This window comes from Alcaligenes sp. EGD-AK7 (assembly GCF_000465875.3).
GTDB classification, from domain to species: Bacteria; Pseudomonadota; Gammaproteobacteria; order Burkholderiales; family Burkholderiaceae_B; genus Alcaligenes; species Alcaligenes phenolicus.
In genome coordinates this window covers 53,588-77,047 of record NZ_AVOG02000001.1, presented here as the reverse complement: position 1 = coordinate 77,047, position 23,460 = coordinate 53,588, and the positions used below count along the sequence as shown (strand labels likewise).

Here is a 23,460-nt window from a genome sequence, read left to right as displayed (position 1 = left end):
GTAAGCTGCACAAGAACTGTCCCAACCCTGTGGAACAAGCTGTCATGCGTGTCCTGATTGTTGAAAACGATACGACCATTGCCGAAAATCTTTATACCTATCTGGAACTGAAAGGCTTTGCTGTGGATGCCGCCTACGACGGCAATGGTGCACTGACACTGCTGCAAGAACAGGACTTTGATGCGCTGGTGCTGGATCTGGGCCTGCCCGGTCTGGATGGTTTTGGTGTACTCCAGGCCCTGCGCCAGTCCAGTCAAACACCCATCCCGACCTTGGTACTGACAGCCCGCAGCCAGCTGGAGAGCAAGCTCACGGCCTTTGATCTGGGGGCGGACGACTATCTGATCAAACCTTTTGCCCTGGCTGAAGTCGAGGCCCGGCTACGCGCTCTGATGCGTCGTGGCCCACCACAAGTACAGCACGGCTCACTGCATTGGGGCAGTCTGGAATACAACCTGGATACGGCGCTGGTCAGCGTAAACGGTCAGGAACTGCACCTGAGTTTCAAAGCCCGCCAGTTGCTGGAAGCTCTGTTACGCGACCCGCAAGCCATTCTGACACGTCGCTCCCTGGAGAAAACCCTGTGGCCACAGGGTGCACCGTCCCCAGAAGCCTTGCGCAGTCAAATCCATATCTTGCGCCGCGCCTTGTCCGAGGCTGGCGCAGGCACCATTGAAACCTTGCCCGGCATGGGCTGGCGTTTGCAACAGGAGAGCTAAGGGATGGCCATAGCCCCGCGCCGCAGCCGCTTCATGAGCACCCTTACCCAGCGTGTATCCTGGGCCCTGACCCTGATAGCCGCCTTGCTGGTCATCATTATGGGGGGACTGGCCTATGTAGCCTTTGCGCGCATGGAAGACGAGATGGTCAACGCCATGCTGGTCTCTTACGCTCGCAACCCCACTCTTTTACCCGACAGCGCCTACGACCGCAGTGAAGCCCTGGGCGCAGAGCTGGACAGCTATTGGTTTTTGCCGGGCCAAACTCTGGACAATTTGCCCGAATTTGCCCGTGTTTCCGAACCGGGCATTTACGAATTTCATCTGGGTAGTGACACCTGGCACGTGCTGCGCCAGGACAAAGAGCAAGGCCAGCTGTATCTGGTGTATCGCGCCACCCCTCACGAAGACCGAGTACGCGAGTTTGGCCTGATTCTGCTCCTGATCGGTTCGGCCACGATTTTGCTGGTGTTTTTACTCGGGCGTCGAGTAGCCCGCCACGCTGTGGCTCCCATGCTGACCCTGTCCCGCCATCTGGAAAACTGGGCACCCGGCCGCTCCGGCCTGCCCGAACACCAGGATGATGAAGCTGGCCGGCTGATCCGAGCCTTTAATCGCATGCAGGAGCAAGTTGAGGAACTACTGACGCATGAACGCGAGTTCGCCGCCAATCTGGGCCACGAGCTGCGTACAGGGCTGACTGCCATACGCAGCGATTGCGAGCTTTTGCTGCTGCAACTGCCCGAAGGCCCTCAACAACAGCGCCTGCAACGCATGATGGTCCACGCCGATGCCGTCACCGCCAGCCTGGATGCCGCAGAAAGCCTGGCTTACACCGCAGAGCGCCATGTGCGCGAAGTCGAGGTCCACGAGCTGGCTCAACAGACCTGGCAGGCCGTCGCCCTGCTGGATGCGGATAGCCAGCAAGTACGTTGGAGCAATTTGGTGCCTGACCACTTGCACTACACCTTGGACCCCTATGCCCTGTCCATGTTGCTGCGCATCCTGATGCGCAATGCCATCGACCACGCCGCCCCCTGCAAGCTGCAACTGAGCTGGATTGCCCCCTCAGTCCTGGCTTTGCAAGACGACGGCCCCGGCATTGCCAAACAAGATCAAATCCTGATCTTTGAGCGCCACTTCAGCCAGGGCAAACAACTGACGACAGGACTGCGCGAAGAAGGCCACAGAGGCATAGGCCTGGCACTGGCACGCCAACTGGCGTTGGCGCAAGGCTGGAGTTTAAGTGTACAAAGCGGGCCGAATGGCAAAGGCTGTGTATTCAAGCTGGATCTGGATCCGTCCTGATATCCTGAAACGGCAAACTTATCTGCACGAACGGTGTCGCCAAGAGCATCAAAAACTCATTGCGACAGGCAAGACCAAAGACCTAGTAAGCTTTTCTCAACTGCAGCGCCTAACCCTTGAAAAGAGATTTTAAAAGGCTGGGCAATGAGCACAAAAAAAACCCGGTCTTATTCAGACCGGGTTTTTTATCTTGCTCAAGCAGACCTGCTAAAGACTTACTGGCTTTCCAGGAAGCTCTTCAGTTTGTCGGCACGGCTAGGATGACGCAGCTTGCGCAAAGCCTTGGCTTCTATTTGACGAATACGCTCACGCGTGACGTCAAACTGCTTGCCCACCTCTTCCAGAGTCTGGTCAGTGCTCATCTCGATACCAAAACGCATGCGCAGCACTTTGGCTTCGCGTGGCGTCAAGGAATCCAGGACATCTTTCACCACATCGCGCATGGAGCCGTGCAAAGCGGAATCCGATGGCGAAACGGTGTTGTTGTCCTCGATGAAATCGCCCAGGTGGGAATCGTCATCGTCACCGATAGGCGTTTCCATGGAGATAGGCTCTTTGGCGATCTTCAAGATCTTGCGAACCTTGTCTTCGGGCATATCCATCTTCTGGGCCAGGGTTGCGGGATCGGGCTCAACGCCGGTTTCCTGCAGGATCTGACGATTGATACGGTTCATCTTGTTGATCGTCTCGATCATGTGAACCGGAATACGAATCGTGCGGGCCTGGTCAGCGATCGAACGCGTAATGGCCTGACGAATCCACCACGTAGCGTACGTGGAGAATTTGTAGCCACGACGGTATTCGAACTTGTCCACTGCCTTCATCAAACCGATATTGCCTTCCTGAATCAGGTCCAGGAACTGCAAGCCACGGTTGGTGTACTTCTTGGCGATGGAGATCACCAGACGCAAGTTGGCCTCGGTCATTTCGCGCTTGGCTTTACGTGCCTTGGCTTCGCCCGTGGTCATGCGTTTGTTGACTTCTTTCAGGTCCTTCAAAGGCAGCACAACGCTGGTTTGCAGGTCGATCAGCTTTTGCTGAACTTCCTGAATGGCAGGGATGTGGCGCTCCAGAATGGAGCTGTAAGGATGACCTGCTGCCACCTCCTGCACCACCCAATCCAGATTGGTTTCGTTGCCGGGGAAAGCCTTGATGAAGTGTGCACGTGGCATATCAGCACGATCCACACAGATGTTCAGGATTTCGCGCTCGTGCTGACGCACGATGGCAACCTGCTCGCGCATGGTATCGGCCAGCTTTTCCACCATCTTGGCGGTAAAGCGGATGCCCATGAATTCGTTCAGGATGGTTTCCTGGGCTTGCACATAGCCTGCGCTCTTGTAACCTTCGGACTCGAAGGACACGCGCATCTTGTCAAACCATTCGCCAATGATGTCGAATTTCTTGAGCGACTTGTTGCGCAGGTATTCAATCTGCTTGCTGCTCATGCCGCCGGCTGGACCTTCGTCTTCGTCGTCAGCGGTTACACCGGAACCGGCGTATTCTTCGCCATCATCGTCCACCAGACCGTCAACCACTTCGTCGATCTGCATGACGCCTTCGCGTACACGCTGAACGTAGGCCAGGATCTCGTTAACCGTGGTTGGGCAGGCGGCGATAGCCATCACCATGTGCTTCAAGCCATCTTCGATGCGCTTGGCGATTTCAATTTCGCCTTCGCGGGTCAGCAGTTCCACCGAACCCATTTCGCGCATGTACATACGCACAGGGTCAGTCGTGCGACCGAAGTCAGAGTCCACCGTGGTCAGAGCAGCTTCAGCTTCGTCCTCGACGTCGTCGTCGCTGGATGCCATGGGCGCGTTATCGCTCATGAGCAAGGTGTCAGCGTCGGGAGCCTGGTCGTAAACCGAGATACCCATGTCACTGAAGGTGCCGATAATGCCATCAATGGCTTCGACATCCACCAGATCATCGGGCAGGTGATCGTTGATTTCACTGTAGGTCAGGTAACCGCGGTCCTTACCCAGCTTGATCAGGGCTTTGAGGCGATTGCGACGGGCTTCCTGTTCTTCAGGGCTCAGTTGGCCACGGACACCGAATACATCTTTTTCGGCTTTGGCGCGCTTGGCACCACGCTTGGCCACCGGCTTGAGATCAGGAATGACCTCTTCTTCGCCCATTTCGTCGTCATCGACAAAGTCGATACCGTCGTTATTGGCATTCTTTGCAGGACGTCCACGGCGACCGCCGGTAGCGGCTTTAGCCGCTGTTTTCTTGGCAGCCGCTTTTTTGGCTACCGTTTTTTTAGCAGCCGCCTTTTTAGCTGCCTTTTTGGCAGGCGCTGCGCCTGGCTCTCCACTTTCGTGAAGCTCATCGAGCTCTACCGAGCTTGATGCCCCTGATTTTGCTGTCGCGGCCAAAGTTTTCTTAGCAGACCGAGAGACCGTCGTCGAGGTTTTACCAGTCGTTTGAGTCATATTTTCTTCCATAGACGCCATTTACCCCTGTGGCACTAAATATGTAGCCACCGAGTCGTACAGGCAAGAGCCTGATAATGAGCGTGTTCACAACCGGCTTGCTCCTGGGCGTGTTGCGCGAGCGAACCCTAAGTCATTTAATCCCTGGCTCATGGGCTCAAGGCATAAGGTGGTTCACAATCCGCTAACCCGCCGCATTTGCTCGCGTACCAGTTTTAACCCCCTGGCCGGCCACAAACACAACACATAACCCAATATTTTACTTCACTTGCCGAGTATAAGCAGCATTCAACAAAGCAATACGGCGTGTCAATTCTTGATAACGCTGACGCTGTTCGGGCTCTTGCAAACCCGTGGCCACCAATGCCGACTGCTCTGCCTTGATCGCATCCAGTTCGATGCGATGCAGCGCATCACGCCATTCACCCTGCGGGTCAGGCAATTCTTCTTCGCCCAAGAGCTCCGTGGCCAGCGCTTCGAGTACAGGGGCCAGGTCGGACTCGGGGTCCACGGCCTCCAGCAACGCACCTGCGTGACGCGCCGAGCTGATATTGCTTAAGGCAATCAGCTCTTGCACTAAACGTAAATGGGGACTTTGCGCCAAAATTTCAAGTTGTTGATCGCCCAGCTCGCCCACCAGAGTCGGATGCCCAATAAGCAAGCGCAGCAATCGCTTGGCCATGGGCGTCACCGCACGGCTGCCACCCACGACAGCGCGCTCGGTCCGTTGACGGTTGTTCTTGCCCTTGCCACGAGCAGTCACTGGCCGCTCCTGATACTGGGGTTGAGGCTGCCAATCAGAGTCGTCCTGCCAGCCATCCATAGGCAGACTGTCAGCAAACGAACCATCAAAACCGTCCTCAAACAGCTCCATGCCATCTGAAGATGGTGCTGGCTGCGCCGGAACCGGTGGTCTGGCTACCAGACCATCCTGAGCAGGCGGCGTATCCACAGCAGGCCGACGAACCGGCTCTACGGTACTCAGGCGCTGCGCCAGCTCGTCCGGCGTCAGCAGCACCATGCGGGCAAATTCGTGCTGAATCTGCACTTTCAAGGTACTGTCAGCCAGTTCCAGCAGCAAAGGCAAGGCCTCGTGCACGCAAGCCGCGCGGCCTTCGGCCTCGTCCATGCGATGGCGGGCTGCCAGCTCGTCCAGGAAGAAGCGCGACAAAGCTGCTGCTTCCTGGGCCTGCTCGCGAAACGCGGCAGCGCCGTGCTCACGAACAAAAGAATCGGGGTCGTGGTTATCCGCCAGGAACATGAAGCGGATGGACACATCGTCACGTACCAGCGGCAAGCAGGTATTCAAAGCACGCCAGGCGGCCTTGCGCCCTGCCCCGTCACCATCAAAGCAAAACACCAGCCTGTCGCTGGCGCGCATCAATTTGGTGATGTGGTATTCGGTTGTCGCGGTGCCCAAGGTCGCTACGGCATTGTGCAAGCCATGTTGCGACAGCGCCACCACGTCCATATAACCTTCAACAATCAGGACAAAGCCTTCTTTGCGTATGCCCTGACGTCCTTCCCACAAGCCGTACAGCTCGTGTCCTTTGGAAAACAGCGTGGTTTCCGGCGAATTCAGGTACTTGGGTTCACCTTTTTCGATCAGACGGCCACCAAAGCCAATGATATGGCCCTTGGTACTGCGGATCGGAAACATGATGCGCGAACGGAAACGGTCGTAGCGACGACCATCTTCGGACTCGATCACCAGGCCGGACTCAACCAGCTGCTTGTCTTCGTACTGCGGAAATACAGCCGATAAGCCGCGTCGCTCCGTACCTGTCCAGCCCAAACCGAAACGGGCAGCCGTCTCCCCATCCAGGCCACGACGTTTTAGATAGTCGATGGCAATGGGTGACTGTTTTAGCTGACGTAGGTAGTGCCCCTGTGCCGTTTCAAGAATATGATGCTGACGCGACAACTCGTCTTTACGACGCGCATCGGCAGCACGTTGGCGTGGGGTGCGATCTGCTTCGGGCACAGTCATTCCGACGGAACCAGCTAAGCTGCGTACCGCCTCGGGGAATGAAGCCCCGGTATGTTCCATCAGGAACGAGATAGCCGATCCGTGAGCGCCACAACCGAAGCAATGGTAAAACTGCTTGGTGGGACTGACTGTAAATGAAGGGGATTTTTCGTTGTGAAAAGGGCACAGGCCAAGCAAGTTGGCCCCGCCTTTACGCAACTGCACGTACCGCCCGACGACATCTACGACATCGACACGGGCGAGCAGTTCCTGAACAAAAGATTCAGGGATCAATACAAGCGTGGAGGCAGTTGCTGGCTGCGGATGCGTTTGTAGTGACGCTTCACGGCGGCAGCGTGCTTGCGCTTGCGCTCAGCCGTTGGCTTTTCGTAGAATTCGCGCGAACGCAGCTCGGTCAACAGACCGGTTTTTTCAATAGTGCGTTTGAAGCGGCGCAGAGCAACTTCAAAGGGTTCGTTTTCTTTCAGGCGAACAATGGACATGTAATCCCTGACCTTTGTAAAAAGAGTTAGCGTAACAGATAGCCCAATATGGTAGCACGATTGCTGGCATACACCAAGCAAGGCGCAATTAGGCTATCCACCAATTATCTGAATGCCAGCGATCAAGCCTGGCCGGTACCCTTACGGATCCAGGCGTCCAGCTGATGAGGGCGAATGCTATCGTAGTCCTCAAAAGGCTGATGAATCCAGGGATTTGTGGGCAACTTGGACACGTAGTAGTCCGGGTCGACCTGGGCGTGGCCTTTCCACCACAAAACGGCGGTTTTCAGCTCGGTGATCGCGGGAAACTGTGCACGCAGGTGATCACGTACACGCATAAAAGTCTTGCCCGTATCGACCATATCATCGACCAGCAGCACATTGCCATCCAGGGTGCCACGGGTAATGGTGATGTATTGCGCAATATCCAGATCACCCTGTTCGGTACCGGCGGCTTCGCGATAGCTGCTGGTGGCCAAAATACCCAGGGGTACATCATAGATGCGCGAAATAACGTCTCCCACTCTCATGCCGCCTCGGGCCAGGCAAACAATTTTGTCGAATTTCCAGCCTGATTCGTGAATACTCAGGGCCAATTGTTCAATCAGGCGATTGTATTGTTCCCAGGAAACCCATTCATCAGTATCGCTATTTGGGGGCAGACTCATATGTATTCCAGATATAAATGCACTAGCTGCGCTTTGGTACCTGCAAAACAAGAGTCTGGTAGGCCAACGCAGCGTCCAGAACGACAAAGCGGCCCTTCAGGCCGCTCTGTACGCACCGCACAACGGTGCAAGGCATTATACCGCGATAAATCGCTTATTTGGTAAACGGATCGCGCAATACGATGGTTTCGTTGCGATCTGGCCCCGTGGAAACCATGTCGATAGGTACATCGCACAGTTCAGCAATACGCTCCAGATAACGACGAGCGTTGATAGGCAACTTGTCGTAGTCAGTCACGCCCACGGTGGACTCGGTCCAGCCGGGCATTTCTTCCAGAACGGGCTCGGCTTCGGCAACCGCGTGTGCGCCGTAGGGCAGGACGTCCAGGAATTCGCCCTTGTAGCGGTAACCCACACCAATCTTGATTTGCTCAACGCCGTCCAGCACGTCCAGCTTGGTAATGCACAGACCGGAAATACCGTTAATCATGACCGAACGCTTCATGGCCGCCGCATCAAACCAGCCGCAACGACGTGGACGACCGGTAACGGAACCGAATTCCTTGCCAACCGTAGCCAGACGCATGCCGGTGTCATCCAGCAACTCGGTCGGGAATGGACCCGAACCCACGCGAGTGGTGTAGGACTTGGCGATACCGAGCACGTAGCTCAATTCCTGAGGACCCACGCCCGAACCTGCGGAAGCGGCACCGGACAAGCAGTTGCTGCTGGTCACGAAGGGGTATGTACCGTGGTCAATATCCAACAATGCACCCTGGGCACCTTCAAACAGGAGTTTCTGCCCTGCTTTCTTGGCTTGGTACAGGTTGTTGGATACATCAGCAACCATAGGAGCCAGCTGTTCAGCGTGCTTCATGGCCAGGTCGCGAACCTGTTCAGCGGAAACAGCTTCAGCGCCCAGGTACTGGGTCAGCACGAAGTTGTGGTAATCCAGCGCTTCGGACAATTTTTCGTCAAAGATTTCGGGATCGTACAGGTCCTGAACACGCAGGGCACGGCGTGCCACCTTGTCTTCGTAGGCAGGGCCGATACCGCGACCGGTCGTACCGATCTTGCCGTCGCCTTTACGCTTTTCACGAGCCTGGTCCACGGCGATGTGGTAGGGCAAAATCAGCGGGCAAGCGGGCGAGATCTGCAGGCGCGAACGCACGTCCAGACCGGCAGCTTCCAGCTCGGCGATTTCAGTCAAGAGGGCCTCAGGCGACAGCACCACGCCATTGCCAATGTAGCAAGTGACGTGCTCGTGCATGATGCCCGACGGAATCAAGCGCAGAATGGTCTTCTTGCCATTAATCCACAATGTATGGCCAGCGTTATGCCCACCCTGGAAACGAACCACGCCATGCGCGGACTCGGCCAGCCAGTCGACGATCTTGCCTTTGCCTTCGTCACCCCACTGGGTGCCAATCACCACAAGGTTTTTGCTCATGTCTAGTATCAGAATAAAGGAGGCCGGCACGGTGCCGGACCAATAACAATCACCAACGCTACAAACCGCCTGGCTTACAGCGCCCTAACTTGCCACTGACCGTCCAGCGAGACCAGCTCGCGATCGATCACGAATTCATCCAGATTCAGCTCCTGACCGGGCAGCATCTGAATCACAATTTCACCGTTTTGACGCAGCTGCTTGACCGCTGCAGTCAGGGCCGCATCACTCCCCCAGGGAGCGCGTACTGCACGGGCTGCCTGAGCCGGTGCCAAGCCAGCCGAGAGCTTGCGCAAATCCAGGCTGAAGCCGGTTGCAGGACGAGCACGACCATACATGCGGCCAATACCGTCAAAGCGTCCGCCCTTGACCAAGGCATCGTGCCAGCCTTCGGCGTAAACCGAAAAGATCAGGCCCGAATGGTAGGCATAACCGCTGCCGATGTCGGCCAGGTCCACCGTAATTTCGTGGCCAGGCAAAGCATCAATGAAGCTGCGCAGGCTACCCAGAGCTTCGCGCACTTCCGGTTCGTCCGGCAGAACACTGCGGGCACGCTCCAGTACGCTGCCATCGCCATACAGCGAGGTCAAAGCCAGCAGATAGCGGGTGGTTTCAGGCAGACAGCCCGACTCACGACCCAGGGCGCGCAGGCCCGACACATCTTTGGCGTTCAGAAGCTCACACACTTCTGCCACGCGGGTTTTCAAAATAGGATCGCGCTCGATCAGGAAGCGTCCCAGATCGGGGTAGTTCAAGTCCAGGCGAGGATGATGCACCCCTGCCCGACCCACGCTTTCCAGCGCCAGTTGCACCACTTCCAGATCGGACTCAATACCGGCATGGCCGAAAATTTCCGCGCCAATCTGCAGCAATTCACGGTCCGACAACAAACCAGCCGGACGGGCATGCAAGACCGAACCACAGTAGCAAAGCCGAGTGACGCCTTCGCGGTTAAGCAAGTGAGCGTCGATACGTGCCACCTGGGGGGTCATGTCGGCGCGTACGCCCATGGTGCGACCCGAGATTTGATCGACGACTTTGCTGGTACGCAGATTCAGATCTGTGCCAGAAACCGCTTGCAGGGATTCCAGATACTCCACCAGAGGTGGAGCTACCAGTTCGAACCCGTAAGTACGATACAAGTCTAGCAAATCGCGGCGCAGTTCTTCGATGCGGCGCGCCTCTGCAGGCAAGATATCAGCCAGGCTCTCTGGCAACAACCAATTGGACATACTCGTGCCTCGGACTACTTATAAACGAAAGTTCCAGCCAAACAAAAAGCGACTTGGGGCCTGTAAGCCGCCCAAGTCGCATGCGAAGTGGTGTTAGTAACTTACACGCTAGTATAAACGATCAGGGCCGCGGGTGGAACACCCAGCGGCCCTAAGTTCTCTAGCGGGGATCAGTTCGCAGGTGCTGCGGGTGATCCTTGCTTGCCCCAATACTTGAAGAAATCAGAGTCAGGGCTGATGACCAGTGTGTCGGTCTGTTTGCTGAAAGCACTGCGGTAGGCTTCCAGGCTGCGGTAGAAACGATAGAACTCGGGGTTCTTGCCATAACTATCGGAGTAAATGGCAGCGGCTTCACCATCACCCTGACCACGGATGGCCTGAGCTTGGGCATACGCGTCGGCCAGCAACTCTTCACGCTGACGTTCGGCCTCGGCACGGATACGCTCACTTTCAGCCGCACCAGTTGCACGCAAACGGTTGGCTTCTTGTGTACGCTCGGCTTCCATACGACGGTATACCGATTCCGAAATCTCGGGAGCGAAGTCAATACGACGCAAACGCACGTCAATCACTTCCACACCCAAAGGACGGGCACGGGCCTCAACGGCCGTCAGCACTTCACGCATGATGGCATCACGCTCGGTGGAAACCACTTCTTTCACCGTGCGCACGTTCACCGAAGCGTTCAGGGCGTCACGAATCTGGGCTTGCAAACGCTCGACAGCACCACGATCCGTTGCGCCAAAGGTCACGTAAAACAGGCGTGGATCGGAAATGCGCCATTTGACGTACGAGTCGATCAGCAGGTTTTTCTTTTCAGCCGTCTGAATACGCTCAGGATCCTTGGTTTCAATCGTCTGCAGACGCTTGTCCAGAAACACCACGTTTTCAAACGGTGGCGGCAACTTGAAATACAGACCGGGAGTCGTGATGGTGCCGCGCACCTCACCCAGGGCAAAAACCAGAGCCGCATCGCGCTCACGCACGATGAAAACGGAAGACAGCAGCAGACCGACAATTACCGCCAGGGCCACCAGAGCAGGAAATAAACGTTGCATCAAGCTCTCCTAGCGTGCGTATGGGGAATAAGGACTGACCAAAGAGCCCAGCGAGGTATCCAGACCGGCTGGATTGGCTGGCGCAGGCGCTTTGGGTGCCGCAGCGGGAGCTGGACGGCTGACCTGTCCTTGCGAAGCGGCCGAAGCGACAGGAGCGGACGGCTCCATATCCGTACGGCTACCCACCTGACGCACGATCTTGTCCAAAGGCAGATAGATCATGTTGTTATCACTACGGGTATCAACCAGTACCTTGCTGGTGCTCTCCAGGATTTCCTGAATTGTGGACAGGTACAGACGATCCCGCGTTACACCCGGAGCCTTCACGTACTCGGCCTCGACGCTACCAAAACGGGCAGTATCACCCTTGGCATCACCGATCACACGAGCCTTGTAACCCTCAGACTCCTGCATCATGCGAGCCACTTGACCAGCGGCTTCGGGCAACACCTTGTTGGCATAGGCCTGACCTTCGTTGATCTGACGCTCGCGGTCCTGACCGGCCTTGACGGCATCGTCAAAGGCGGCCTGAACCTGCTCGGGCGGCTGCACGTTCTGGATAGCTACGGTGCTGATCTGAATGCCGGTACGGTAGCGGTCCAGAATGGACTGGGCCAGCTGCTGCACGTCCGATGCAATCTGGGTGCGGCCGGAGTACAGCACGGAGTCCATGGGCTGCTTGCCCACGACTTCACGCATGGCGGTTTCAGCCGCCTGACGTACCGACTCGTCCGGATTATTGGTGTTGAACAGGTAGTCCGGTGCGCCTGTAGGCAGCAAACGGTACTGAACCACATACTGCATGTCGACGATGTTCTCGTCGGTTGTCAGCATCAACGATTCAGGCAGGACTTTATTGCGTGCACTGCCGCGGTAGCCCACTTCAAAGGTACGCAACTGCGAAATATTCACAGTCTGGTGATCTTCGATGGGAGCGGGCCAACGCCACTGCAAACCGGGATTCAGAGTTTTCGTGTACGCGCCAAAACGGGTAACCACGGCAACCTGACCTTCCTGCACGATGGTAAAGCCACTGGCCATCCACAGACCGACCGCGACCACACTGCCGATGATCAGCAGCTTGGGCGAGCCTTTGGGGATGGATGGGCCATTACCGCTACCCGGAGGCATGCCACCGGGAGGGGAGCGACGTCCCTTTTTGCCGAATAAAGATCCCAAGCGACTGTTGAAGTCACGCCATACCTCGTCGAGGTCAGGCGGGCCATCTTGTTTCTCGGGGCGGCGAGGTGGCTCGGAACCGTTTTTGCCACTGTCTCGTCCCCAACCGGGATCATTGAGATTGAATATTTTATTGTTCAGACGCATTGTTTTCCGCGAAATGACCTGATTCGACGATTGCTGTACGCAAGCCATCCAATCCGATGCGCTCTAAAGCGCTAACAAAGACTCGGGCAATAGTACCATGTTCATCCCGCTCTACCCGTGGCTCATAGCCGGCTTGGTCAATTTTGTTATAGACCAGAATGCGAGGTATTTCATGGGCCCCGATGTCCTCCAGAACCTTATGAACTTCAGCGATTTGTTCATCGCGTTGAGGGTTGGCCGCATCGACCACATGCAGCAATACGTCTGCATGGACGGTCTCTTCCAAAGTGGCCCGGAAAGCGGCAATCAAGGTCGGTGGCAATTCACGAATGAAGCCCACCGTATCCGAAATTACGACCTGCCCTGCCCCTTCAATCCAGATACGACGCGTGGTGGTATCCAAGGTAGCAAATAACTGGTCAGCTGCGTAGGCGTCCGCACGGGTCAAGGCGTTAAATAGCGTGGATTTTCCCGTGTTGGTGTAGCCCACCAGAGACACCGACAAGGTGCCGCTACGAGAACGGGCACGACGTTGGGTGCTGCGCTGGCGTTGCACCTTGGCCAGACGCTCACGCAAGGTACGGACTTTGTCGCCAATCATCCGGCGGTCCATTTCCAGCTGCGATTCACCTGGACCACGCATACCGATACCACCCTTTTGGCGCTCCAAGTGCGTCCACATCCGGGTCAATCGGGAAGTCAGGTGTTGCAGCTGGGCCAGTTCCACCTGCAATTTACCTTCGTGACTTTGCGCACGCAGGGCAAAAATATCCAGAATCAGGGCCACCCGGTCAACCACACGCAGCTCCAGCTTGCGCTCCAGATTACGCTGCTGGGCCGGGCTCAAGGCATGATCAAACAGCACGACTTCGGCGCCAGTTGCCTTGGCCAGGGCGACCGCCTCTTCCAGCTTGCCCGTACCGATGTAGTAGGCAGAATCTGGACGGGACCGACGCACGACCATCAATTCCATAATCTGGGCGCCCGCCCCTTCAGCCAGCATGACGAATTCTTCAGCATGGGCCTTGTAGTCCAGCTCGCCCATATCCACACTAATTACCAGTGCCTTCAACGTTTGCTCCAGAAACAAAGACCCGCCCGCGGGCACCGCGAGACGGGTCTTTCAGAGTACAAAGAACTGGGTGAGGATTTATTCAGCCTGCTCATCCGCAGCCAAAGTAACGGGGCGTGCAGGAACGACGGTAGAGATCGCGTGCTTATACACCATTTGAGTGACTGTATTGCGCAGCAGTACGACATACTGATCGAAGGACTCGATCTGACCTTGCAGCTTGATGCCGTTTACCAGGTAGATCGACACAGGGATATGCTCCTTGCGCAGCGCGTTCAAAAACGGGTCTTGTAGAATTTGCCCTTTATTGCTCATTGGTGAGGCTCCGGTTATGTTGTTTTTCCAGAAATGGAAGCGAATCCCACTACTTTACCGGGTTTTCCCTGAATTCGCACGTTCCAAACTGGAGATTTTTATCTAATAGGTGTATATCAGGCGCCTTGCCCTAAAATCTGCCGCAAACTGTTGCACAGTCGGGCACATTGCTCGGGCGATCCTACCGTAATACGTAAATACTGCTCAATGCGTGGCTGACGGAAATGGCGAACCAAAATCCCCTGTTCACGCAAGGCCTGCTGAATACCAGCTGCCGAATGCTTAGGGTGAGTTGCCATCAAAAAGTTCGCTTTCGAAGGCAAAATCTCGAAACCCAGCTGCTCCAGATCAGCGCGCAACTGCTCGCGTGCATCAATCACAGCCTGGCATTGGCGGGCAAAATACTCCGTATCCTTCAAGGAAGCCACGGCACCCACCTGGGCAATCGTGTCCATGGGGTAGGAGTTGAAACTGTCTTTCACCCGCTCCAGAGCCTGGATGATATCGGCGCTGGCCAGGGCATAACCCACACGCAAGCCAGCCAGAGCGCGCGACTTGGACATGGTCTGGATGACCACCAGATTGTCGTATTTTTCCAGCAAACCAACCGAAGATGTACCGCCGAAATCGACGTACGCCTCGTCCACCACCACCGTGGTGTCCGGGTTGGCAGCCAGAATGGCTTCAATATCCGTCAAGGACAAAGGAATGCCAGTAGGCGCATTGGGGTTGGCAAAAATGATGCCGGCAGGTGGCAGACTGCGCTTGCGCACATAGTCCTGCACATTCAACGTGAAGTCCTCGCGCAGCGGCACGATATCAGCAGGCACACCGAAGTACGAACAGTAAGTGGTGTAGAAGCTGTAAGTGATATCGGGCAGCAGGACCGGGCGCACGCCACGCAGGAACAAGGCGCTGAACACATGGGCCAGCACTTCGTCCGAGCCATTGCCCAAAAAGACATTATTGGCTTTCACACCGTGGTTGTGCGCCACAGCATCACGCAGTTCCTGCGCGCTATAGGAAGGGTAAAGACGCAAATCATCGGTCGCCGCCTGGCGGATCGCTTCCAGCGCTTTAGGCGACGGACCGAAAGGATGTTCGTTTGTGTTCAGCTTCAAGAGGTTATCCAGCTTGACCTGCTCACCCGGTACATAGGGTGAAAGCCCCGCTACATGATCACTCCACAAACGGCTCATTACGCATCCTTCAGATAAGGGTTTTTAGATGATTTGAATTCGATGCGCAAAGGCGTGCCTTCCAGCTTGAAGGCCTCGCGAAAACGCGTCTCCAGATAACGGCGGTAACTGTCCGAAATGGCATCCAGGGCGTTGCCGTGAATCACCACGATCGGCGGGTTCATGCCACCTTGGTGAGCATACCGCAACTTGGGACGGAAAATGCCCTTGCGCGGTGGCTGTTGCTGTTCCACCGCTTCTTGCATGACGCGAGTGAGCTTGGGCGTGGACAGCTTGGAGAAGGCAGCCGCATGCGCGGCATTGACCGACTTGAGCAAGGGATTGATCCCCTGCCCTTTCAAGGCCGACAAGGTGTGCATCTTGGCAAAGTTCAGGAAGCGCAATTTGCGATCGAACTCGCGCTTGATCCACTCGCGCTGGTACTCGTCCAGGCCATCCCACTTGTTGATGCCCACCACCAGTGCACGACCGGTTTCCACCACGAAGCCCGCAATGCTGGCGTCCTGGTCGGAAATTTCGGTGTGAGCGTCAATCATCAGCAAGACCACGTTACACGCTTCAATCGCCTGCAAGGTCTTGATAACGGAGAACTTTTCAACCGCTTCAAATACCTTGCCGCGCTTGCGCAAACCGGCCGTGTCGATCAGGGTGTATTCCACCCCATTGCGCTCGAACTCGATCTCAATGGCATCACGCGTCGTACCGGGCTGGTCAAACGCAATCACGCGATCTTCACCCACCAGGGTATTGATCAAGGTGGATTTACCCACATTGGGGCGGCCCACAATCGCCAGCTTGATACGGTGCTGAAATTCATCGTCATCCTGGCCATCCTCTTCAGGCTCAGGATTGGGCACTTGCTCCAGTGCCAGGTTGATCAGCTCTTCCACGCCATCGCCGTGGGAAGCGGAGATCAGGTAAGGCTGACCCAGGCCCAGTTCGTGGAATTCCACGCCACCGGCCTCGTAACGCATGCCTTCGGCCTTGTTGACGGCCAGCAGCACTTTCTGCCCCAGCTTGCGCAGCAACTGCGCAATTTCCAGATCCAGTGCGTTGACGCCCTCACGGGCATCGACCAGAAAGACGACCACGTCAGCTTCGGCAATCGCCTGCTGGGTCTGACGAGCCATCTCCAGCAACATGCCGGTTTTGGCCACAGGCTCGAAACCACCCGTATCGACCACGATATAGGGGCGGCTGCCAACCCGGCCTTCGCCGTAATGACGGTCGCGGGTCAGACCAGGGAAGTTCGCCACCAGAGCCGCGCGCGAGCGCGTCAGGCGGTTGAACAAAGTGGACTTGCCGACGTTGGCCCGACCGACCAAAGCCACTACGGGCTTAAAAGAAACGCTTTTCAATTGATTCCAACCAAGACCAAATTACCATTGCCGGTCTGGACCAGGACCCCACGCGGGGTTCCGATCAAAGGCGACACAATGGCACCACCGCCGACACTGACCCGGCCCAACAAGGTGCCGTCCAGTCGCGATAGAAAGTGAACATAGCCTTCCATGTCACCGGCGGCGAGCGCCTGGGGCATGACGGCCAAAGGAGCCAGACCACGGTTACGCAAAGCATTCTGCTTCCAGATGGTTTGCCCGTCTGTCATGGCAAACGCTTCAATCTGGTCGCGGCTATTGGCGGCATACAACATATGGTTGTCCGCTGCGATACCGGTACCGGCCGAAAATTCCCTATCCCACACCAGTCGTCCACCTTGGGAGACGTCAAAGCAGGCAACACGACCTTGGTAGGTTGCACCGCACAGCAGGGGATCGACGACCTGGGGAGCACCCACGACGTCATTAATGCGCTCCAGGTCCGTCGCGCCAAGGGAGACAGAAATACTGCCTTCCCACACCAGATGACCTTGAGCCGCGTCAATGGCCATCAAACGGCCGTTGGGCATTCCTGCCAACAACAAACCATCAATAATGCGCATTTGCATGCTGGTTTTCAGCGACAAGGCGGGGCCAGGACGCTGCAGACTCCAGCGCAGATCGCCTGTGCTGGCATCAAATGCCTGCAAGCGGTAGTCGCTGGTACGCACCACAACCACACCGGCACCCACAGCAGGCGGCACATTCACAGCGCTGCTGCTACGACTGCGCCACAACTCCTTGCCCGAGTCGTCAAACGCAATGACGTTCCCGTCCACCGAAGCGACCGCAGTCACCACACCGTCCGAACCTGCACCGGCGGTCAACTTCTTGCCGGTATTGGCCGACCACTGCACGCGACCCGTATCCAGATCCACCTTGCTGACCTGACCCGAGACCGTCGCGGCGTAGACCGAGGAGCCACTGACTTGCGGTGCAAAGCCGGAGTCTGCGCCGCTACCAATCGAGGTACTCCAGCTGATCTTGGCGGCCACACCAGGGGTGTATTCCGTCAGGGGCGTAGGCTCGAAACGAGGATCCTTGCTGGAGAACATGGAGCAACCGGCCAAAGCGGTCAGGCTCAGGGCCAACGCGCTCAAGCGCAGGACACGCATGGCAGAGGATGGGGATTTGCGAATAGTAGGAAGAGACATGAATTAAGCTCCTGCCAAGGCATCAAGTTTGATCTGTACCAACTGCGAAATAGGGTCTTGCTTGAGCAACTCCACGGCCTGCGTCCAGGCTTCGCGTGCTGCATCGTTCTGCCCTTGAGCGGCCAGAATATCGCCTTTGCGATCCGCAAACAGACCGGCAAAGCTGGCAGGAGGATTTGTCAGCTGAGCCAGGGCATCATCGTAATTCTTCTGTTCCAGCAAGATACCAGCCAGACGCAAACGCGCCAGCGGAGTCAGCGCCGGGTCGTGATTGGTTTTAACCATCCACTCCAATTGCTCACGAGCAGGCGTCAGATTGCCGCGTTGCTGCAAAGCCTGGGCAGCCAGCAAGACACCGCGGGAGGTGTAGCCAGACTTGGGGAAATCGTTACGCAAGGTTGTGCTGGCAGCCAGCACGCGGGCATCGGCCTCTTCGCCGGTCTGGGCAGCCGCACTTTCCAGCGCCTCAAAGTAACCCATGGCCTGACCGGCCTGATGCCCCTGGTACCACTGCCAACCGCGCCAGCCGGCCACCGCCGCCAAGGCAGCAAAAGCCAGCACGATGCACAAGGTGCCCCAGCGGTCCCACCATGCTCGCATGGCATCTAGTTTTTCCTGTTCTTCAAGATCGTAGGCCATGCTCAAATCCTTGCTGACAAAACACTGGCGAGTTCAGAAAATTCAACAGACTGTTGCTGCTCGGCGCCATCCGCAGCACGCAACCATTTCACACTGGCCTGTTCTTTTTGGAGTTCGTCGTCACCCAAAATAACGGCGGCCTGCGCACCACTGGCATCAGCCCGTTTGAACTGGGACTTGAAGCCGCTGGAGCCTGCATGGACTATCACCTGCAAACCGGCATCACGCAATTGCTCGGCCAACAGCGAGGCCTTGCGCTGGGCTGCCTCACCCTGGTGAATCATATACACCTGACATTCGGGAATGGCTGGCTGCTCGCCATCTTGCGAGCACAGGTCCAGCAAGCGCTCCACACCAATAGCAAAACCCACGGCGGGCGAAGGCTTGCCACCCATCAATTCGATCAGGCCGTCGTAACGGCCACCGCCGCACACCGTCCCTTGAGCACCCAGGCGATCCGTTACCCACTCGAACACGGTCAGATTGTAATAATCCAGACCACGCACCAAGCGCGGGTTCAATGTGTAGGCAATACCGGCATCATCCAGACGATCGCAGACGCCCTGGAAGTGAGCACGAGACTCTTCACCCAGGAAGTCGAACAAACGTGGGGCCGCATTGGCCATTTCCTGCATGGCCGGATTTTTGGTATCCAGCACGCGCAAGGGGTTGGTATACATGCGACGCTGGGCTTCTTCGTCCAGCACATCCTTGTGCGCTTCCAGGTGCTCGATCAAGGCCGCACGGTGGGCGGCACGCTCTTCAGCCTGACCCAGGGAGTTCAGTTCCAGACGGATGTCCGTCAGACCCAGCTTCTTCCACAAACGAGCCAGCATGACGATCAGCTCGGCATCGACGTCCGGCCCTGGCAGACCCAACGCTTCCACGTCGATCTGATGGAACTGACGGTAGCGGCCACGCTGCGGGCGCTCATGGCGAAACACCGGTCCCATCGCATAAACCCGATGAGGGCGATCGTACAAGAGATTATGTTCGATAGTGGCGCGCACCATGCCCGCCGTAAATTCGGGACGCATGGTGAGCTTGTCGCCGTTGAGCGAATCGGTAAAGGAATACATTTCCTTTTCGACAATGTCGGTGACTTCGCCAATACCACGAGCAAACAGCTGGGTATGTTCCAGCACGGGGGTACGCATATTGCGATAGCCATAGCTGGCCAACCATTCCCGCACCAGAGCCTCCAGGGCTTCCCACTGTGCGCTTTCACCCGGTAAGGTGTCTTTCATGCCCGTCAGGGCGCGGAGCTTTTGAAACTGCTGCGTCATAATTCTAATGGTTTGCTCGCCATAGACTGACAAGCGTGTTGATCAAACCGTTGATGTTTTGCCGTAGCGGCGCTCAACGTAATTCTGGACAATGGTCTGAAATTCCTGAGCGATAGTATCACCCTTCAGGGTCACCACCCGCTCGCCATCCACATAGACGGGTGCCGAAGGGACTTCCCCGGTTCCTGGCAAGCTGATGCCAATATCGGCGTGGCGGCTTTCCCCCGGACCATTGACCACACAGCCCATCACCGCGACGTTCATGGTTTCCACGCCGGGATACAGATCCTTCCAGACGGGCATCTGGTCACGCAAATAGCTTTGAATATCGTTGGCCAGCTCCTGGAACACCGTACTGCTGGTGCGACCACAACCCGGACACGCCACCACCATAGGGGTGAAAGCACGCAAACCCATGGTCTGCAAGATTTCCTGAGCCACCACCACTTCACGAGCACGATCGCCACCAGGTTCAGGAGTCAGGGAAATACGAATGGTGTCACCAATGCCTTGCTGCAACAAGACAGCCAAGGCGGCGGTGGAAGCCACAATCCCCTTGCTGCCCATCCCCGCTTCGGTCAGACCCAGGTGCAAGGCGTAGTCACAACGAGCCGACAAATCCTGGTAGACCGTGATCAGGTCCTGCACATGGCTGACCTTGCAGGACAGAACAATACGGTTGCCCGACAGCCCCAGTTCCTCGGCACGCTGGGCGTTGCTGATGGCAGAGATAACTAGAGCATCGCGCATCACCGCCTGAGCCGTCCAGGGATGAGCACGCTCGTTATTCTCATCCATCATGCGGGCCATCAGCTCGTGATCCAGGCTGCCCCAGTTCACGCCAATTCGCACAGCCTTGTCGTAACGGCAGGCGATTTCGATCATCTTGGCGAAGTTATCGTCCCGGCGCTTGCCACCGCCCATATTGCCCGGATTGATCCGGTACTTGGACAGGGCCTGAGCACACTCGGGGTAATCTGCCAGCAATTTATGGCCGTTGTAATGGAAGTCCCCCACCAAGGGGACATTTACGCCCATGCGGTCCAGCTGCTCGCGAATGGCGGGCACTTCACGGGCCGCTTCGGGGGTATTGACCGTAATACGCACCATTTCAGAACCGGCACGCGCCAGTTCCTTGACCTGGATAGCCGTTGCAATAGCATCGACGGTATCCGTATTGGTCATGGACTGCACCACGACCGGGGCCGAGCCACCTAATTTCACAACATGATCGCCCCAGCGCACATCAACTGCGCGGGTTACCCGTTTGGGTTGGGCGCCCACCGGCAGAGGTTGGCAAGCAGAGGGAGTTTCGGGACCCTGCGTCATTTCTTCAAGTCCTTGAGCCAATCGAACACCAGCCACTCTTCGGGAACCCAGCCCCGATCAATGGCGTAAAAACCGGCTACCAGCAGCAAAACAATAATGATAAGAATCCAGATCCAGCCAAACCCGCCGCGCGAGTCGGCATACAGGCTCAAGTCCGCACTGGACAAGCCCGCACCCGAATGATTGCGCGGTACGGGCTTGGGCGCAGCGGTATCACTGACCTGAGCTTCCAGCATGACCAGCACGGCTGATACGTCAGCCTCCAGAAAGCGCGCGTAATTACGCACCATGCCCCGCAAAGGCTGCCCACCGGGCAACTGGTCCCACTCCTGAGCTTCCAGGGCCTCTAGCTGGCGAACCGAAAACTTCAGGCGGGTGGAGGCTTCGTTCAGCGTACAGGATCGCGCCAGGCGCAACTCACGCAATGTCGGGCCTACACCTGAGCCCGCTTCCGGAGCCGATTGGTTGGAGGGGACCAGAGTCTCGCTCATGCACGTTCCTGTTTGATTTGAATGACAGCACGATCAGGCAAACGTTGTTCGATACGGGTGCGATCACGAATATCGCCCGCCAACTGTCCACAAGCGGCAGCAATATCATCGCCGCGCGTCTTGCGCACTGTGGTTACCACCCCACCATCCATCAGCCGTTGGGCAAACTGTTTGACCCGTGCAGCTGAAGAGCGTTTCAGACCGGACTGCGGAAAAGGATTGAAAGGAATCAAATTAAATTTACAGCGCACAATGCGTGCGATATCCAACAGTTCCTGCGCATGCTGGTCGGTATCGTTGATGCCGTCCAGCATGATGTATTCAAACGTGATGAAGTCACGCGGGGCGTGCTCCAGATAGCGATTACAGGCATCCAGAAGCTCGGCCAGCGGATACTTCTTGTTCAGTGGCACCAGGCGATCGCGCAACGCATCATTGGGCGCGTGCAGCGATACGGCCAGTGCGACCGGGCAATCTTTGGCCAGACGATCCATCATGGGCACCACCCCGGAGGTGGAGACCGTCACGCGGCGGCGCGACAGACCGTAGGCATTGTCATCGAGCATCAGGCGCAAGGCACCAAGCACCTGATCGTAATTGAGCAGGGGTTCGCCCATGCCCATCATGACCACATTGCTGATGACACGCGTGCTGGTTTGCTCGGCATCGCCAATACGGGCGGTTTCCGGCGCATTCAGCAAAGCACGGCGAGCAAACCACAACTGACCAATGATTTCGGAGGTGGTCAGGTTGCGGTTGAAGCCTTGATAGCCCGTGGAACAGAATGGACAGGCCACGGTGCAGCCAGCCTGGCTGGAAATACACAGGGTGCCCCGGTCGTCCTCGGGAATGAAAACCGCTTCGACAGCGTTATTGCTGCCTACATCAAACAGCCATTTACGGGTGCCGTCGGTAGAAATATGTTCGTGCGACATGCTGGGCGCGGTGACAACGCAATTAGCGGTCAGCTGCTCGCGGAACTCGCGCGCCAGATCCGTCATCTGCCCAAAATCGTCTTGTTGACGCTGGTGTATCCAGCGCTGCAATTGGCGCGCGCGGAAAGGCTTGCCACCCCATTGGGCGACCAGTTCAACAAGTTGCTCCGGGCCCAGGCCCAGAAGATTGGTAGGTTCGAGCGATGACATAAAAAAATAATACCTTCACGCGTTCTGGCTATTACTTTCTTGCAGGAGTGCAAAAAAGCCCCTTTTTGCGGATTTGCCCGGCAAACCGATTCCGGTGAGCCGGGCAAGTCTTGCTCAGAGTGCCGCCAGTACTGCGCGGTTTAACGAATTAACGGCTGTAAACGTTGCACTCTGGGAAGAAGAAAGCGATTTCGACAGCAGCGGTTTCAGGAGCGTCGGAACCGTGAACAGCGTTAGCGTCGATGCTTTCAGCGAAGTCAGCACGGATGGTGCCGGCGTCTGCTTTCTTGGGGTCGGTGGCGCCCATCAGTTCGCGGTTCTTGGCAATGGCGCCTTCGCCTTCCAGAACTTGTACGAATACAGGACCGGAAACCATGAAGTCGACCAGATCCTTGAAGAAAGGACGCTCGGCGTGCACGCCGTAGAAGCGCTCGGCTTCGCCACGGGACAGGTGAACCAGGCGACCAGCGATCACTTTCAGGCCAGCGCCTTCAAAGCGGGAAATAATCTGACCGATCACGTTTTTAGCAACAGCGTCGGGCTTGATAATGGACAGAGTGCGTTCAATAGCCATGTGAAAATCCAAATAAGAACAATATAGTGTAGTCTTTGCTGCGTAAAGCAAAATGCAGATCCGACGGTTCGCGCTAAATTTTTTAATGAAAACAAGCACTTTCATCAGATTTACGGCAACCCGGCATTTTACCACGCCAAAGACGCACGGCCACATCTTAAAATAGTGCATCTTAAATTCGTTTTTTACCCAGGATTAGTCCCGCC

The 23,460-nt window shown here is 56.6% G+C and carries 21 protein-coding genes; 2 read left to right on the top strand and 19 right to left on the bottom strand.

Going from position 1 to position 23,460, the window contains the following annotated elements; all coding sequences use genetic code 11:
• Positions 1 to 44 precede the first annotated feature (44 nt).
• Together N879_RS00325 and N879_RS00320 are read left to right on the top strand one after the other, a co-directional pair.
• Positions 45 to 719 carry a response regulator transcription factor gene (locus N879_RS00325; protein ID WP_009455854.1) on the top strand — a complete coding sequence of 225 codons (675 nt, stop codon included), beginning with the start codon at positions 45 to 47 and terminating at the stop codon, positions 717 to 719.
• Between the two features lie 33 nt (positions 720 to 752).
• The gene (locus tag N879_RS00320; RefSeq protein WP_031231909.1) at positions 753 to 2,027 is read left to right on the top strand and encodes a sensor histidine kinase; all 1,275 of its coding nucleotides are present in this window, start codon (positions 753 to 755) and stop codon (positions 2,025 to 2,027) included.
• Positions 2,028 to 2,242: 215 nt separating this feature from the next.
• Here N879_RS00320 and rpoD read toward each other — a convergent pair whose 3' ends face one another.
• The 19 genes from rpoD to ndk all read right to left on the bottom strand — a co-directional run bounded on the left by rpoD (position 2,243) and on the right by ndk (position 23,254).
• On the bottom strand, positions 2,243 to 4,465 hold the full coding sequence (rpoD, locus tag N879_RS00315; RefSeq protein ID WP_021446482.1) for an RNA polymerase sigma factor RpoD: 2,223 nt from the start codon (positions 4,463 to 4,465) through the stop codon (positions 2,243 to 2,245).
• 259 nt (positions 4,466 to 4,724) lie between these two features.
• Positions 4,725 to 6,728: a DNA primase gene (dnaG, locus tag N879_RS00310; protein WP_009455860.1), complete on the bottom strand. Its 2,004-nt coding sequence runs from the start codon at positions 6,726 to 6,728 to the stop codon at positions 4,725 to 4,727.
• On the bottom strand, positions 6,725 to 6,937 hold the full coding sequence (gene rpsU, locus N879_RS00305; RefSeq protein WP_003799344.1) for a 30S ribosomal protein S21: 213 nt from the start codon (positions 6,935 to 6,937) through the stop codon (positions 6,725 to 6,727). Before rpsU ends, dnaG begins: the two co-directional genes overlap by 4 nt.
• Before the next feature lie 122 nt (positions 6,938 to 7,059).
• The gene (locus tag N879_RS00300) at positions 7,060 to 7,605 is read right to left on the bottom strand and encodes a phosphoribosyltransferase (protein ID WP_021446480.1); all 546 of its coding nucleotides are present in this window, start codon (positions 7,603 to 7,605) and stop codon (positions 7,060 to 7,062) included.
• A gap of 154 nt (positions 7,606 to 7,759) precedes the next feature.
• Positions 7,760 to 9,055, bottom strand: a complete 1,296-nt coding sequence (locus N879_RS00295) for an adenylosuccinate synthase (RefSeq protein ID WP_009455867.1) — start codon at positions 9,053 to 9,055, stop codon at positions 7,760 to 7,762.
• Between the two features lie 74 nt (positions 9,056 to 9,129).
• Positions 9,130 to 10,287 (bottom strand): ATP phosphoribosyltransferase regulatory subunit, encoded by a 1,158-nt coding sequence (locus N879_RS00290; protein WP_009455869.1) that lies wholly within the window; start codon positions 10,285 to 10,287, stop codon positions 9,130 to 9,132.
• Positions 10,288 to 10,457: 170 nt separating this feature from the next.
• On the bottom strand, positions 10,458 to 11,345 hold the full coding sequence (gene hflC / locus N879_RS00285; RefSeq protein WP_021446479.1) for a protease modulator HflC: 888 nt from the start codon (positions 11,343 to 11,345) through the stop codon (positions 10,458 to 10,460).
• 9 nt (positions 11,346 to 11,354) lie between these two features.
• Complete coding sequence (gene hflK / locus N879_RS00280; RefSeq protein ID WP_009455871.1) at positions 11,355 to 12,671, bottom strand: FtsH protease activity modulator HflK; 1,317 nt, start codon at positions 12,669 to 12,671, stop codon at positions 11,355 to 11,357.
• The gene (gene hflX, locus N879_RS00275) at positions 12,655 to 13,743 is read right to left on the bottom strand and encodes a GTPase HflX (RefSeq protein WP_009455872.1); all 1,089 of its coding nucleotides are present in this window, start codon (positions 13,741 to 13,743) and stop codon (positions 12,655 to 12,657) included. Before hflX ends, hflK begins: the two co-directional genes overlap by 17 nt.
• A gap of 78 nt (positions 13,744 to 13,821) precedes the next feature.
• Positions 13,822 to 14,058 (bottom strand): RNA chaperone Hfq, encoded by a 237-nt coding sequence (gene hfq, locus N879_RS00270; protein WP_003799329.1) that lies wholly within the window; start codon positions 14,056 to 14,058, stop codon positions 13,822 to 13,824.
• 116 nt (positions 14,059 to 14,174) lie between these two features.
• Positions 14,175 to 15,257 (bottom strand): histidinol-phosphate transaminase, encoded by a 1,083-nt coding sequence (gene hisC / locus N879_RS00265; protein ID WP_009455874.1) that lies wholly within the window; start codon positions 15,255 to 15,257, stop codon positions 14,175 to 14,177.
• Entirely contained in the window at positions 15,257 to 16,615 is a 1,359-nt protein-coding gene (gene der / locus N879_RS00260) for a ribosome biogenesis GTPase Der (RefSeq protein ID WP_009455876.1), read from the bottom strand. Before der ends, hisC begins: the two co-directional genes overlap by 1 nt.
• Positions 16,612 to 17,790 (bottom strand): outer membrane protein assembly factor BamB, encoded by a 1,179-nt coding sequence (bamB, locus tag N879_RS00255; RefSeq protein WP_009455879.1) that lies wholly within the window; start codon positions 17,788 to 17,790, stop codon positions 16,612 to 16,614. Before bamB ends, der begins: the two co-directional genes overlap by 4 nt.
• A 3-nt stretch (positions 17,791 to 17,793) precedes the next feature.
• Complete coding sequence (locus tag N879_RS00250) at positions 17,794 to 18,429, bottom strand: YfgM family protein (protein ID WP_009455880.1); 636 nt, start codon at positions 18,427 to 18,429, stop codon at positions 17,794 to 17,796.
• Positions 18,430 to 18,431: 2 nt separating this feature from the next.
• A complete protein-coding gene (gene hisS / locus N879_RS00245; protein ID WP_021446477.1) occupies positions 18,432 to 19,715 on the bottom strand; it encodes a histidine--tRNA ligase in 1,284 nt (427 codons plus the stop codon).
• Between the two features lie 42 nt (positions 19,716 to 19,757).
• Positions 19,758 to 21,044, bottom strand: coding sequence for a flavodoxin-dependent (E)-4-hydroxy-3-methylbut-2-enyl-diphosphate synthase (ispG, locus tag N879_RS00240; RefSeq protein WP_009455882.1), 1,287 nt, complete (start codon positions 21,042 to 21,044; stop codon positions 19,758 to 19,760).
• A complete protein-coding gene (locus N879_RS00235) occupies positions 21,041 to 21,535 on the bottom strand; it encodes a helix-turn-helix domain-containing protein (protein ID WP_009455883.1) in 495 nt (164 codons plus the stop codon). Before N879_RS00235 ends, ispG begins: the two co-directional genes overlap by 4 nt.
• Positions 21,532 to 22,680 carry a 23S rRNA (adenine(2503)-C(2))-methyltransferase RlmN gene (rlmN, locus tag N879_RS00230; RefSeq protein WP_009455884.1) on the bottom strand — a complete coding sequence of 383 codons (1,149 nt, stop codon included), beginning with the start codon at positions 22,678 to 22,680 and terminating at the stop codon, positions 21,532 to 21,534. Before rlmN ends, N879_RS00235 begins: the two co-directional genes overlap by 4 nt.
• Before the next feature lie 148 nt (positions 22,681 to 22,828).
• Entirely contained in the window at positions 22,829 to 23,254 is a 426-nt protein-coding gene (ndk, locus tag N879_RS00225; RefSeq protein WP_009455885.1) for a nucleoside-diphosphate kinase, read from the bottom strand.
• Positions 23,255 to 23,460 lie beyond the last annotated feature (206 nt).

Bases quoted from the DNA above. Each gene is read 5' to 3' on its own strand.
- N879_RS00325 (WP_009455854.1), top strand. From the start codon at position 45: ATGCGTGTCCTGATTGTTGAAAACGATACGACCATTGCCGAAAATCTT.
- N879_RS00320 (WP_031231909.1), top strand. From the start codon at position 753: ATGAGCACCCTTACCCAGCGTGTATCCTGGGCCCTGACCCTGATAGCC.
- rpoD (WP_021446482.1), bottom strand. From the start codon at position 4,465: ATGACTCAAACGACTGGTAAAACCTCGACGACGGTCTCTCGGTCTGCT.
- rpsU (WP_003799344.1), bottom strand. From the start codon at position 6,937: ATGTCCATTGTTCGCCTGAAAGAAAACGAACCCTTTGAAGTTGCTCTG.
- N879_RS00300 (WP_021446480.1), bottom strand. From the start codon at position 7,605: ATGAGTCTGCCCCCAAATAGCGATACTGATGAATGGGTTTCCTGGGAA.
- N879_RS00295 (WP_009455867.1), bottom strand. From the start codon at position 9,055: ATGAGCAAAAACCTTGTGGTGATTGGCACCCAGTGGGGTGACGAAGGC.
- N879_RS00290 (WP_009455869.1), bottom strand. From the start codon at position 10,287: ATGTCCAATTGGTTGTTGCCAGAGAGCCTGGCTGATATCTTGCCTGCA.
- hflC (WP_021446479.1), bottom strand. From the start codon at position 11,345: ATGCAACGTTTATTTCCTGCTCTGGTGGCCCTGGCGGTAATTGTCGGT.
- hflK (WP_009455871.1), bottom strand. From the start codon at position 12,671: ATGCGTCTGAACAATAAAATATTCAATCTCAATGATCCCGGTTGGGGA.
- hfq (WP_003799329.1), bottom strand. From the start codon at position 14,058: ATGAGCAATAAAGGGCAAATTCTACAAGACCCGTTTTTGAACGCGCTG.
- hisC (WP_009455874.1), bottom strand. From the start codon at position 15,257: ATGAGCCGTTTGTGGAGTGATCATGTAGCGGGGCTTTCACCCTATGTA.
- bamB (WP_009455879.1), bottom strand. From the start codon at position 17,790: ATGTCTCTTCCTACTATTCGCAAATCCCCATCCTCTGCCATGCGTGTC.
- N879_RS00250 (WP_009455880.1), bottom strand. From the start codon at position 18,429: ATGGCCTACGATCTTGAAGAACAGGAAAAACTAGATGCCATGCGAGCA.
- hisS (WP_021446477.1), bottom strand. From the start codon at position 19,715: ATGACGCAGCAGTTTCAAAAGCTCCGCGCCCTGACGGGCATGAAAGAC.
- ispG (WP_009455882.1), bottom strand. From the start codon at position 21,044: ATGACGCAGGGTCCCGAAACTCCCTCTGCTTGCCAACCTCTGCCGGTG.
- N879_RS00235 (WP_009455883.1), bottom strand. From the start codon at position 21,535: ATGAGCGAGACTCTGGTCCCCTCCAACCAATCGGCTCCGGAAGCGGGC.
- rlmN (WP_009455884.1), bottom strand. From the start codon at position 22,680: ATGTCATCGCTCGAACCTACCAATCTTCTGGGCCTGGGCCCGGAGCAA.
- ndk (WP_009455885.1), bottom strand. From the start codon at position 23,254: ATGGCTATTGAACGCACTCTGTCCATTATCAAGCCCGACGCTGTTGCT.